General features: G+C 51.6%; 11 protein-coding genes and 1 pseudogene. 3 read left to right on the plus strand and 9 right to left on the minus strand.

Annotation, left to right across the window (positions count from 1 at the left end; translation table 11 throughout):
• Positions 1 to 12: 12 nt before the first annotated feature.
• The 5 genes from RDU76_08070 to RDU76_08090 form a co-directional block, all read right to left on the minus strand.
• Positions 13 to 2,112, minus strand: coding sequence for an ABC transporter ATP-binding protein (locus RDU76_08070; GenBank protein ID MDQ7798879.1), 2,100 nt, complete (start codon positions 2,110 to 2,112; stop codon positions 13 to 15).
• A 30-nt stretch (positions 2,113 to 2,142) separates the two neighbouring features.
• The gene (locus RDU76_08075) at positions 2,143 to 2,682 is read right to left on the minus strand and encodes a peptidylprolyl isomerase (GenBank protein ID MDQ7798880.1); all 540 of its coding nucleotides are present in this window, start codon (positions 2,680 to 2,682) and stop codon (positions 2,143 to 2,145) included.
• A gap of 75 nt (positions 2,683 to 2,757) precedes the next feature.
• The gene (locus RDU76_08080; GenBank protein MDQ7798881.1) at positions 2,758 to 4,506 is read right to left on the minus strand and encodes an ABC transporter ATP-binding protein; all 1,749 of its coding nucleotides are present in this window, start codon (positions 4,504 to 4,506) and stop codon (positions 2,758 to 2,760) included.
• 280 nt (positions 4,507 to 4,786) lie between these two features.
• Entirely contained in the window at positions 4,787 to 4,963 is a 177-nt protein-coding gene (locus RDU76_08085) for a hypothetical protein (GenBank protein MDQ7798882.1), read from the minus strand.
• Between the two features lie 312 nt (positions 4,964 to 5,275).
• Positions 5,276 to 6,166, minus strand: a complete 891-nt coding sequence (locus tag RDU76_08090) for a polysaccharide deacetylase family protein (protein MDQ7798883.1) — start codon at positions 6,164 to 6,166, stop codon at positions 5,276 to 5,278.
• Positions 6,167 to 6,401: 235 nt separating this feature from the next.
• On the opposite strand from RDU76_08090, the pseudogene rpsU reads away from it, so the two are divergent.
• A pseudogene (gene rpsU / locus RDU76_08095) lies at positions 6,402 to 6,584 on the plus strand (30S ribosomal protein S21).
• A gap of 43 nt (positions 6,585 to 6,627) precedes the next feature.
• Here rpsU and RDU76_08100 read toward each other — a convergent pair.
• The 4 genes from RDU76_08100 to RDU76_08115 are packed head-to-tail and all read right to left on the minus strand — an operon-like array spanning position 6,628 to position 10,136.
• On the minus strand, positions 6,628 to 7,497 hold the full coding sequence (locus RDU76_08100) for a decaprenyl-phosphate phosphoribosyltransferase (protein MDQ7798884.1): 870 nt from the start codon (positions 7,495 to 7,497) through the stop codon (positions 6,628 to 6,630).
• Positions 7,494 to 8,315 carry a 16S rRNA (adenine(1518)-N(6)/adenine(1519)-N(6))-dimethyltransferase RsmA gene (gene rsmA / locus RDU76_08105; GenBank protein MDQ7798885.1) on the minus strand — a complete coding sequence of 274 codons (822 nt, stop codon included), beginning with the start codon at positions 8,313 to 8,315 and terminating at the stop codon, positions 7,494 to 7,496. Before rsmA ends, RDU76_08100 begins: the two co-directional genes overlap by 4 nt.
• A complete protein-coding gene (locus RDU76_08110; GenBank protein MDQ7798886.1) occupies positions 8,315 to 9,700 on the minus strand; it encodes a YchF/TatD family DNA exonuclease in 1,386 nt (461 codons plus the stop codon). The genes rsmA and RDU76_08110 overlap by 1 nt, the downstream gene beginning before the upstream one ends.
• A complete protein-coding gene (locus RDU76_08115; GenBank protein ID MDQ7798887.1) occupies positions 9,684 to 10,136 on the minus strand; it encodes a YigZ family protein in 453 nt (150 codons plus the stop codon). Before RDU76_08115 ends, RDU76_08110 begins: the two co-directional genes overlap by 17 nt.
• 147 nt (positions 10,137 to 10,283) lie before the next feature.
• Between RDU76_08115 and RDU76_08120 the strand changes: the two genes are divergently transcribed.
• Complete coding sequence (locus tag RDU76_08120; GenBank protein ID MDQ7798888.1) at positions 10,284 to 11,036, plus strand: outer membrane lipoprotein-sorting protein; 753 nt, start codon at positions 10,284 to 10,286, stop codon at positions 11,034 to 11,036.
• Positions 11,037 to 11,045: 9 nt separating this feature from the next.
• Complete coding sequence (locus tag RDU76_08125; protein MDQ7798889.1) at positions 11,046 to 12,257, plus strand: FtsX-like permease family protein; 1,212 nt, start codon at positions 11,046 to 11,048, stop codon at positions 12,255 to 12,257.
• Positions 12,258 to 12,307 lie beyond the last annotated feature (50 nt).

The raw sequence follows: 12,307 nt of genomic DNA on the forward strand, positions 1-12,307 counted from the left end.
CTTATGCTCCCATCAATTTGATTCTCCGCCCAGCTGAAGCTGGTATAGACTGTGGTACAAGCCTCGCTTCTTCAAAAGCTCCTGATGGCTCCCGCTCTCCCGGATCTCGCCCTTGTGGATCACGTAGATCCGGTCCACATGCTTGATGGTGGACAGTCGATGGGCGATAACTATGGAGGTGCGTCCCTGCATCAGCTTGGCCAGGGCATCCTGGATCAGTTTCTCGGTGGGGGTGTCTATGTTGGCGGTGGCCTCATCCAGCACCAGCACCGGGGGATCGAAGGCCAAAGCCCGGGCAAAGGACAGCAGCTGGCGCTCCCCCACCGACAGGGTCACCCCCCGCTCCTTGACCTCCTCGCCGTATTGGCCGGGAAAACGCTCGATAAAGGTGTCGGCATGCACCTGCCGGGAGATGTCGACCACTTCTTGATCGCTCAGCGGTTTGTTCAGGCGGATGTTGCCCTTGATGTCTCCGGAGAACAGGAACACATCCTGCATCACCACGCCCAAGGAGGAACGCAGCTTCTGGATATCCATCTTCCGGATGTCCACCCCGTCAAGAAGGATCTGCCCGCTTTTGATGTCGTACAGCCTGGCGATCAGGTTGATGATGGTGGTCTTTCCCGAACCGGTAGCGCCCACAAAGGCTATCCTCTCCCCCGGCGATACCTTAAAAGAGACGTTCTTCAGCACCGGCTCCCCGGGGACATACTCGAACACCACATCTTTGAATTCTATCTCCCCTCTGGGACGGCCGATATCCACCGGCTTTTCAGCCAGGCTGATCGTTGAAGGTTCGTCCAGCAATTGAAACACCCTCTCCGAGGAGGCCATGGCCGACTGCAGAACGGTGTAGCTTTCGGTCAGCTCCTGGATGGGCCGGAAGAACATCCTTAAGTAGGTGGTGAAGGCCACCAGGGTCCCCAAGGACAGGTTGCTGGCTATCACCTTGCCTCCGCCGTAATAGATTATCAGGGCCAGTCCCACCGCCGATATTATCTCAACCATCGGGCGGAAGAACGACATCACCAGCACCTCCTGCAGAGAGGCCCGCAAATATTGGTCGTTGATCTCGCCGAAGCGGCGGATGTTCTCTTTTTCCCTCTGGAATATCTGGATCACCCGTATCCCGCTGAGATTCTCCTGCAGGGTGGCGTTGAGCCGGGCCAGCCGCACCCGGATATTGCGATAGATGTCCCGGGCCTTGATCCTGAAGAAGATGGTCCACACCGCGATCAACGGTATCGTCAGGTAGGCCACCAGCGACAGTTTGACGTCCAGCAGGAGCATCATGGCCATCAGGGCCAGCACCAGCAGGACATCCCGGAACAGCTGGGCGAACACCGAGACGAAGGCCTCGTTGATGGCATCCACATCGTTGGTGGCCCGGGTCACCAGGCGGCCCACCGGATTGCGGTCGAAGAACGACATGTCTATGGACTGGAGTTTGGCGAATATCCTCTCCCTGAGGGAGTGCATGAATCTTTGTCCCACCAGCTGGACCAGTATTATCTGCACAAAATTCAGTCCGAAACTTATCACCAACAGCCCCAGGAACAACAACCCGAAATTAAGCACCCCCTTGATGTCCCGCTGGCGCAGAACAGCGATCTTGTCAGGGGGGAGTTTTTTCAGGTGGTCATATTCGATAAGATACAGATCGCCGTATTGCTGGAATAAGGTCCTGTTGCCCTTGGTTACCTCAACGGCCCTTTTTGTCTGATCGCTGCCGTCGGGCACGAAGTAATAATAGCTGGCCCTTTCAAGCCGGCCCTGCTTTTCCCAGCTCCCCGCCCGATACTGCTGCTCCCGCCCCAGCCTGGCTACATCCACCAAAACCGTGTCTCCGGCCAGGCGAAAGGCGCCCGGTATCTCCTGGGTGGTCACCATCTTTCTGCCCGAAACCTTTATATAGCGGTCAATGGCCTCTTTGGTGATATAAGGCAGGACCAGCTCGAAGGCGGTCACTACAATCAACACCACGATGGCCAGGGCAATGTGCCACCGGTATGGCCGCATCAGCCACAGAAGGCGCTTCACCAATTTGGCGTCGTAGATATTCCCCAGGGCCGATTCCTCGGCAAACTCGTTATGTTGGTTGTGGTCGGACATCAGCAGATCGTTTCAAATGGAAATCAGTGATTAGAAATTTCCGATCTCAATATCGGTGATGGTCATCGGCTCAACCGGGTTGTCATTGGCCTTGGTCTTGGCCCCGGCGATGGCATCCAGCACATCAAAGCCCTGATACATCTGGCCGAAAACGGTATAGCCTTCGGCCGGCCCTCCGTCCGCTGGGTGGTCCAGAAAAGGAACCCCCTTGGCCGGATGGACGATGAAGAACTGTGACCCGATGCTGTTTGGCAGGCTGGTCTTGGCATAGGACAGGGCGCCCCGGATGTGGCTCAGGTCGGGATGGTACTGGTCGCCGATGGTGGTGCCGGGGCCCCTGTAAGAGTGGCCGCCGGTGCCGTTCTTGTTGGTAAAATCCCCGCCCTGGATCATAAAATCCTTGATGATGCGGTGAAAGGGCACATCCTTGTATCTGCCGGCCCGGGCCAGCTCGGTGAAATTCTTGACCCCCTCGGGTATCAGTTGATCGAACAGGCGACAATGCATCTCTCCCTGGTTGGTTTTAATGACGGCGATCAGATCGCCCTTCCGGGGCATTTCTTTCTGCATTTATATCTCCTTGAATTTATAGTGATCTCTTTCAGGGTGACCAGCATAGTAGTGGGAATTATATGATTGCACTTTTTATTTCGTCGCCAGTTCCCGTTCCAACTGCTGAAGCTTGTACATCTCGTAATATTTTCCCTTAAGGGCCAATAACTCCTGGTGATTTCCCTGCTCGGCTATCTGGCCCTGTTCCAGCACTATTACAAGATCGGCATCCTGGATGGCAAAGATGCGATGTGAGATGACGATGGCCGTTCGTTTTGAGAACTCCGCTGATAGCTGATTCAATATCCGTCGTTCGGTATCAGCGTCCACTGCCGACAGGGCGTCGTCCAATATCAATATCGGCCGGTCCATCAGCAGGGCCCGGGCCAGGGCCACCCTTTGTTTCTGCCCTCCGGATAGGGTCACCCCCCGCTCGCCCACCACCGTTTGGTAGCCCCTGGGAAAGGAACTGATCTCCTCGTGAATCGCCGCGATCCGGGCCGCTTTTTCCAACTCGGGGGAATCCTTCATCTCCGGGCGGCCGAAAGAGATGTTCTCCCTGATGGTGTCGGAGAATAAAAAACTGTCCTGGGGAACAAAGGCCACCTGGCCCCGCAATGATTCCATGGAATAATCGGAGATGTTCCGTCCATCCAAAAATATCTTCCCGCTTTGGTGCTGGTACAATCTCAGCATTAAATTAACTATGGTGGATTTTCCCGAACCGATGGCGCCGGTTATGCCTATCAATTGTTGCGGCTCAATTTTCAGGGATATCTCCTTCAGGGCCGGCAGGGACTTCCCGTTGTGAAAGAAGCTGACGTTCTTAAATTCCAACCGGCCCTGGGCTCTTTCAAGCCTTTGACATCCCGGCCGGTCGGCGATCTCGGGCCTGGTGGCAAAGATCCGGTTGAGCCTCCCCTGCGAGGCCGCCCCGCGCTGGAACACGTTGATGGCCTGGCCGATGGCGATCATCGGCCAGATAAGTATTCCCAGATAGGCCGAGAAGGCCACGAACTCGCCCAGAGAGACACTGCCGAATATCACCATGTTCCCCCCGGCCAGGAATGTTATTCCCTGGGAGAGAGAGGCGATGAACATTATGACCGGGAAAAACGCGCCCCATACTTTGACCAGTTTCATGTTCTTGGCATAATAATCCCGGCTGGATTCCCGAAACTGCTGTTTCTCCGGCTCCTCCTGGACGAAGAACTTTACCACCCGGATGCCGGAGATATTTTCCCGCACCCTTTCGGTAAGTTCCGAGAAGGAGGCCTGTACCTGCTCAAAACGTTTCCTGATCATCTGCCCGAAAAAGGCCACCACCAGGCTCAAGAAAGGAAGCGGGGTCAGGGCATACAGCGACAGCCGCGGGGATATATGGAACATCATATAGAGGGAGGCTATGCCCAGCACCACGATGTCGGTCAGTATCACCATTCCGAAGCCCAGGGCCATCCGAACGGCGTTGATATCATTGGTGGCGTGGGCCATCAGGTCGCCGGTCTTGTGTTCGTCAAAGAATGAAAAATCGAGGAACGCCAGGTGTGAAAAAAAATCCTGGCGCAGTTCCCGCTCTATTCGGCGGGCCGAACCGATGATGAAGTATCTCCAGAAGAAGCGCCCCGCACCCATCCCCAGGGCAATGGCAATTACCCACCAGCCATATGCCATTATCAATGACAGCGTGGCGGTGCCGCCGGCCAGGGCATCGATGGTCAGCTTCAGCACCTGCGGAATGAACAACTGCAGGATGTCAACCATGATCAGGGCCAGCAGACCGGCCATGATCTTCCATTTGTGACGGCCGACGTATTTTTTTAGTTTTATCAGTTCTTTCATTTATAACGACCTGAGGATAAAGACATGGATTGATATTATAAGTTATATCAATTTGCAAAGTCAAGCGGACATCCGCCCGGGACCGGATGCAGTAACGAAAACAACAAAGCGCCCCGGCATAACCGGGGCGCTTGAGCACACCTGATTTTTCAATCAGTTATTTTTTCTTCTTCTTGACGACCTTCTTGGTGGCTTTCTTGACGGCTTTCTTCTTTACTGGCATGTTGATTCTCCCTTTAATGTTATTTATGGTTTTGAAGCACTCATGCTAGTCACGCAATTATTTTTTCTTCTTAGCAACCTTCTTTACCGCCTTCTTGACTACCTTCTTAGCAGCTTTCTTTGCACAAGCCATTATTTTCACCTCCTTTGTTTTAGGAGCCGGTTTTTGATCGGCACCCAAAATAATAAAACCTTTTTTATAATCTTGTGTTATTTGTTTATAAATATACAACATATTGTATTTTTGTCAAGAATATTTTTTGTAAAAATTCAATTATTTTTTATTATATTTTTATGAATTCTCACTAAACTTGAAAAACCCTTTAAAATCAATACTTTACAAGCTTTATGATTATTTATAGCTGATTATAGATAAAAGAATATCCACAACACAATATATTGTGTTGTGGATACCAAAATCATACTTTTATAAGATTTTTTTTTCAATGTTCGCCAAACCCTTTAATACTAATATGTTCGGCGCTTTTGAGTTTTAAAATAAGTTCGCAAGTATTGTAAATGCTGCATCTTACGGGTTTGGGGAAATTTATCCTTTAAACTTCTTTGGGGATGAGCGAAACAATTTTATTATGTTTTGCACAACTATTGTTCCCCCGGCACAAAAATTTACCATCCGACACCACAGGTCCTGCAGCCAAAAAAACCGTCCTTCCTGGAATATTTTATTCCGATAATTCCACATTACATCGGTGATGTATATCGCACTGCGACGCAGGGCCATAAAATTTATCTGGTTGTTTTTCATTTGGGGAGAAAGACTGCAGGCCGCCTCATAGCCGTATTCGCCAGCAGCCTCCATCACCCGTTGATCATAGCGGCCGAAGGGATAGGACAGCGTCCCGATTTTTTTCCCCAGATATTTTTCCAAAATATTTTTTGCCCCAGCCAGTTCTCCCCTCAGCTCTTCATCATCAAGCCGACGAAGGTCCTGATGGGTGCGGGTGTGGGACCCGAATTCGATGCCGGCTTCCGACATCTCAATGATCTGCTTCCACCCCAGATGCCTGAATTTACGGCCTCCCCAGTTGACATCCCAGTCGTTCTCCCTTCCCACATAATCGGTGACCACAAAAATGGTGGCGCGAAACCCATGCTTTTGCAGAATGGGCCAGGCATAATTATACAATCCCTCATAGGCATCATCGAAGGTAAGGCAGACATGTTTTTTATTCCTGCCCTCGCCGCTCTTCATCAACTCCACCGCCCGGGAAAGAGTCACCGGAGTTATGCCCTTGGCCTTGAGATAGTCCATATGTTTTTGGAACTGTCCCGGCGTGGTCCAGGTCCCGCCCAGTTCGAATTTTTTATCAACCTTATGATAGGCCAAAATGGGTATATAATTACCGGCCGGCCGGCCGAACCTTGCCCGCCAGATCAGATATCCCAGAAAAAGCAAGCCGCATGATATAATCGCCACAAGGATCATGGATATAGCTATATACATATTGTATATTAATGATTTTCGGATTTTGTTTTCTAATTCTAAAAGCCCCTCAAAACACTACATATCCCTATCCGCTTGCACCATTTAATGTTACGTCTAAAAAATAAAACTTGACAAAGCATGAAAAATGTTGTATATTTTAAGTCTAAATTAAAAGCAACATATATTCTTACTTGCTTTCATTATTGAGAATCGGAGGTGATTTAATACGAAGGTAACCGTTGAAAGCAATGATTCATTCGATAAAGCTTTAAGAACCTTTAAGCGCAAGTGTATCAAGGAAGGTTTACTGGCCGATATTCGCAAAGGCGAGTATTTTATGAAACCCAGCGTTCGCAAGAGACTGAAGTCAGCCAAGGCCAGAACCAGAAAAGCCAAGATCGGAATTTAAACATCATTGAAATCGTAGGCTCCCTGACCACAGGGAGCCTTTTTCATAGGTAGATTATCATCCATACCGCCAGAACATATGCCACCACGCTGGATAACAGCCAGCGGTCGTTCAAAAGCACCATCTCCGGCTGCTCCCCCTGATCTTTCCGGTAGATAAGATAAAGATATCTGAATATACCATACAGCACAATGGGTATGCTGTATTTCAAATTGCTGCTCCCGAATTTTTCCACCGTCTCCGGCCACATGGTGTAAAGGCTGTAGCTGACGGCCACCGCCGCAGTGACCACCGCGATCATCTGATCCAGCAGTTTATCGCTGTAATCGGAAAGGGCTTGACGGTAAGCGGCAGCGCCGTTTTCCAGGGTTTTCATCTCCTGCCTTCTCTTGGCCAGAGCCAGGAACAGCGACAATAATATCACGCAGATCAACAGCCAGTCGGAGATAGGCACGTTGACTGCCTCGGCCCCGGCCGCCGCCCGGAGGACGAATCCCGCCGCGATCACAAATACATCAATTATCACCAGGCGTTTGAGCCAGAGGCTGTAGCCCAGCATCAACAGCAGGTAGGAGAGCGCCACGGCCCCGAACGGCGGGTTTATCAGGAAGGAAAGAGCGCTGCCGGCAAAACCCAGTATCACCGCTGCTGTCAATGCGGCTGGCCGGGGCAGGGCGCCGCTGGCAATGGGCCTCCGCTTTTTTACCGGATGCAATTGATCGGAACTGTAATCCAGAAGATCATTGATAATATAGACCGCGCCGGAAATGGCGCAGAACAGTATAAAGGCGACGATGGTCTTTGCCAGCAGCAGCGGATGGCCTAAATTCTGGGAAAATATCAGACCGGCGAATATTATCAGATTTTTCGTCCACTGTCTGGGCCGCATTGAAATGAAAAGGTTCTTTATCATCGCTGGTCCGCCTTAAAAATGTTATATAGCCTGACGAATTCATTCAGGTTCATCGTCTCAGCTCTCCGGGTAAGATCGACCTCGTCCGATATTCGTTTGCCAACCACCTTCCATTTATCATGCTGTTTAAGCACCGAGCGCAGCATCTTTCTCCTCTGGGAAAAACATAATCTTACAAAATCGAAAAAGACAGCTTCCCCCTCCATGATCACCGGCGGATTTTTATGCGGTGTTAATTTTATCACCGATGATGTTATCTTGGGCTTGGGGAAAAAGGAGCCGGGCAATACGTTGAATAATTTTTCTACCATCAGATGATATTGAACGAATACCGACAGCGAGCCGTAGTCCTTGCTGCCGGGTTTGGCTGATAGGCGGTCGGCCATCTCCTTTTGAACCATCACAATTATGCTGGCGATATGCTGGCGGCAGTCTATCAGTTTTTCCAGGATGGGAACCGTTATATTATAGGGCAGGTTGGCCACTACCCTGAATGGCCCAGCGGATTCTTTTATCATCTCATCAAGATCATATTGCAGGATATCATGATTGACGATCTTGATTTTTTCGTTTTGCCCGAACATTGTTGTCAGGGTTTCTACCAGCCGGGGATCTATCTCCACCGCCCAAACTTTGCGGCACCGGTCGGTCATCAGTGCTGTCAACACGCCCCTGCCTGGCCCGATCTCCAGCACCGTCTCGTTTGATACCAGCCCGGCAGCGTTTACGATTTTTTCGGCCACCGCCGGCGAGATGAGAAAATTCTGGCCGTATTTTTTCTGGGGAGCTAAACTTTTGTTAAATGATACGTTTCCCACTATCCCACCACATCGTAATGTCTGACGCGGATATCGACTCCCAGCTTTTTGGCGGTCTTTTCAGCCAGTCCAATATCCACCCCTGGCATATCCATCACTGTCATCGTGGTTTTTATTCCCGCCATCCGGCATCCCCTGGCAAAGTCCAGCATCGCCGCAAAGGCTTTGCCGGAGAACCGGCTGGGGCATATCCGGTCGTAGGTCTCCTGGTCCCCGGCATTAAGGCTGATGGAGACCTCGTCTATCAATCCTTTTAATTCGGGAATTATATCACGCCCGGCGATCAGGTTGCCATGCCCGTTGGTGTTTATCCGGACCTGGGCCTTTTTGCTTTTAAGCCAGCCGGCCACCTGTTTGACCAGATCCAGACGCAACATCGGCTCACCGTAGCCGCAGAATACCACCTCCCGGTATTTTGATGGATCACCGATGGCATCTATCACTTCCTGAAAAGCCGGCTCCCTCTCCAGCCGTAGATTGTGCCCTTTTATGAAATCGGTCTTCTGTCTGATGCAGAACACACAGGCATTGGTACAGCGGTTGGTGATGTTAAGATAAAGCGAGTCCCTTATTTGATAGGCGATCTTGGCCGGATCAATCCTGCCGATGTTAAAGAATTTTTTGGCATTCAGTGTGGATACCCGGCAGACGTCATCATAAGTCAGTGGCGAAAGAATCACCGCCACTCTCCTGGCAATGATCTCCAGATAGGCTGGCTCATTGCGTTGGCCGCGGTGCGGCTCCGGGGCCAGGTAGGGGCAATCGGTTTCCAACATCAGGCTTTCCAATTCCACTGTTTTGAGAACTTCGGGAAGATGTTTGGAGTTCCTGAAGGTGACCGGCCCCCCGACTGACAGCAGGTATCCCCGGTGCTTGGCTTCTTTGGCCATCTCGGCGTCCCCGGCAAAACAATGGAGGACCACTTTGAGACCGGGGTGGTCCTTTAAAATATCCATCACCTCCTGATGGGCGTCCCGGTCGTGAACCACCACCGGAAGATTTACGGTTTCCGCCCAGGCCAGCTGCTTTTTAAAGGCTTCGATCTGAATCTCCTTGGGTGACAGGTTCCGGTGAAGATCCAGTCCTATCTCGCCGATGGCCACCACCTTGGGATTTTTCGCCAGTTTTTCCAGTTCCCGAGATACTTCCTGGTCAAGGGTCTTGGCATCGTGGGGATGCACGCCTACTGTGGCATAGCAACAGTCGTACTTCTCGGCCAGTTCCACCGAATTGATGCTGGTCTTCAGATCGTAGCCGACGTTGATGATGTACTCAACGCCAACATCCTGCGCTCTTTTGATCACCTGCTCCTGGTCGTTCTTGTAGTCGCTTTTGGTCAGGTGGGCGTGGGTGTCGATGATTTTTATTTTATCGGGTCCGTTCATTGACGCTCATTTTTAATATTTCAATTGCGGCATCCCGGACATGCTTGAACCGGTCTGCTCCAAGGTGCACCCCGCCATACCAGCGGGTGACCACGACGCATATATTCTCGGCCTTTTTCTGCCGCATGATCTCCAGCATCATCACCCCTGCCCCGGTTTCCTTTGACGGCGAACTATAACCGTCGTTCTTATACTCCAACAGTTTTCCCGCCTGGTCCTTTATGCGGTAAGCCACGATATTGTGGTCGGCGGTGCGGAACTTTTTGTCCTTCAGAAGCAGTTTGAGTTTATCCTTGAAATCTTCCTCCGAAAGGACTGGGAAAGAGGTGACCGCGTACTTGGATCTTCGGTCCACTATAAAAGGGTTTATCTGATTTAAACCAGGAATGATATGCATTTTATTTATGACGGCATTGATACCCAATAAAGATATCATTATACCACCAATGGTGTCAATAATTAATAATTATTTTGATCGGTCAACGGTATTGAAAATATATTCATTTATTGATACTATTAAAACAATAGCTCCGGTTTATTTTAACAATGTCTGTGAATCCCAAACATCCGACGGGGTAATAATATGAACAAAACATTCGCGAGCTTGGCCCTGATCCTACTGGCCTTGAGCCATCTGTCCGGCCAGCCCGGAGACCGAGCCCGGGAGATCATCAAAAAGGTGGACCAGCTGTACCGCAGCGCCAGCAGCTATGCCCGGATGGAAATGGAGATCAGCACCCCCCACTGGCAGCGGACCCTTTCGCTGGAGGCCTGGAGCAAGGGCACCGACAAGACCTTCATCCTGATCAACTCCCCCAAGAAGGAAAGCGGCACCGCCACCCTGCGCCTCAAGAACGAGATGTGGAACTACCTGCCCCAGACCGCCAAGGTGATCAAGGTTCCCCCCTCGATGATGATGGGATCCTGGATGGGCTCTGATTTCAACAACGACGACCTGGTGAGGGAAAGCTCGATGCTGGATGACTATACTTACAAGATGATCGCTCCGGCGGAGCCGGAACCGGGAACGCTCAGCCTGGAGATGATCCCCCACGATAACTCTCCGGTGGTTTGGGGCAAGATCATCCTGACCGTAAGGGAAAAGGACTACCTGCCGGTGCGCGAGGAGTATTACGATGAAAAGGGAAAGATGATGCGGCTGATGGAGTTCAAGGAGATCAAGGTCATGGGCGGCAAGACCATTCCCACGGTGATGGAGCTGATCCCCCAAAACAAGGAAGGCAGCCGGACGGTGATCCGTTATCTGAAGACCGATTTTGACATCCCCCTGAAAGATGATATATTTTCCCTGCGCAACCTTAAAAAGGGCCGGTAAGGTATTCTGATGATACTTAAATTAGCCCTGAGAAATATTTTTCGCCAGAAACGGCGCACGGTCTTCACGGTGCTGACCATGGTGGGCGGGTTCACCCTGGCCTCGCTGAGCATCGGCATCGCCGACGGCTCCTATAACCACCTGATAGACGTCTTCACCCGCACCCAGACCGGCCACATCCAGGTCCATCAAGGCGATTACCTGGACAAGCCGTCTCTTTACAAGACCATAGACGGATACCAGGAAGTGGGAGAAAAGATCCAGCACGTCAAAGGCGTGGAAGCATGGTCGCCCCAGATATTCGCCCCGGGACTGGCTTCGTTTAACGACAAAAGCAGCGCGGTACAGATGATCGGGATAGATCCCCAGCGAGAGTCGGCCACCACCAATTTCGACAAGAAGGTCAAACAAGGAAAATTGTTCCCGGCCCAAGCCGGCCATTGGGCGGTGATAGGCAAAGGCCTGGCCCGGACATTGAATGCGGATATTGACAGCCAGGTGGTGATAGTCTCCCAGGCCGCTGACGGCTCCATGGCCAACGACATCTATACCATCTGCGGCATCATGGACAGCGGGGACGAGATGAGCGACCGGACGTCTCTTTATTTGCATATAACCGACATGCAGGAGCTGATGGTGCTGGAGGGCCGGGTCCACCAGATCAGCATCAATGTTTCCAACATCAAAAAAGTGCCGGCCGTAACCAGGAGGATACGGGAGGCGTCGGCCGGGCGCGGCCTGGATGTGGAGCCCTGGCAGGAGGTGGCCAAGACATTTTACCGCAGCATGCAGGCCGACAAACAGGGGAACGTGGTATTCCACATCATCATCATGCTGATAGTGTCCATCGGGGTGCTGAACACGGTGTTGATGGCGGTGCTGGAGCGCACCCGGGAGTACGGGGTGCTCAAGGCCCTGGGCACCCAACCCGGCCAGATCTTCCGGATGGTGGTGATCGAGGTGATGGCCATGACGGCCATCAGCCTGGTGGTCGGCAGCCTGTTGGGGCTTCTGGCCAATTATATCTTTTCCATCTACGGTTTCAACATCCCTCCCACCGAAGTGGGCGGGATCGTGATGGATACCATGAGGTCCGAGATCAACGCCCAGAGCTTTTACACCCCGGCCCTGCTGGTGTTCTTTTCCGCTCTGCTGGTCAGCCTGTTCCCGGCCAGAATGGCCTCAAAGATCCAGCCCGCCCGGGCCATGCGTTTACATTGACCCCAAAGGATGATCAGGATGATTTTTATAAAACTCGCCTGGAGAAATCT

Source organism: Candidatus Edwardsbacteria bacterium, from assembly GCA_031082425.1.
Taxonomy (GTDB): domain Bacteria; phylum Edwardsbacteria; class AC1; order AC1; family EtOH8; genus UBA2226.

Bases quoted from the DNA above. Each gene is read 5' to 3' on its own strand.
- RDU76_08080 (MDQ7798881.1), bottom strand. From the start codon at position 4,506: ATGAAAGAACTGATAAAACTAAAAAAATACGTCGGCCGTCACAAATGG.
- RDU76_08085 (MDQ7798882.1), bottom strand. From the start codon at position 4,963: ATGTTGTATATTTATAAACAAATAACACAAGATTATAAAAAAGGTTTT.
- RDU76_08115 (MDQ7798887.1), bottom strand. From the start codon at position 10,136: ATGATATCTTTATTGGGTATCAATGCCGTCATAAATAAAATGCATATC.
- RDU76_08120 (MDQ7798888.1), top strand. From the start codon at position 10,284: ATGAACAAAACATTCGCGAGCTTGGCCCTGATCCTACTGGCCTTGAGC.
- RDU76_08125 (MDQ7798889.1), top strand. From the start codon at position 11,046: ATGATACTTAAATTAGCCCTGAGAAATATTTTTCGCCAGAAACGGCGC.
- RDU76_08070 (MDQ7798879.1), bottom strand. From the start codon at position 2,112: ATGTCCGACCACAACCAACATAACGAGTTTGCCGAGGAATCGGCCCTG.
- RDU76_08110 (MDQ7798886.1), bottom strand. From the start codon at position 9,700: ATGAACGGACCCGATAAAATAAAAATCATCGACACCCACGCCCACCTG.
- RDU76_08100 (MDQ7798884.1), bottom strand. From the start codon at position 7,497: ATGATAAAGAACCTTTTCATTTCAATGCGGCCCAGACAGTGGACGAAA.
- RDU76_08075 (MDQ7798880.1), bottom strand. From the start codon at position 2,682: ATGCAGAAAGAAATGCCCCGGAAGGGCGATCTGATCGCCGTCATTAAA.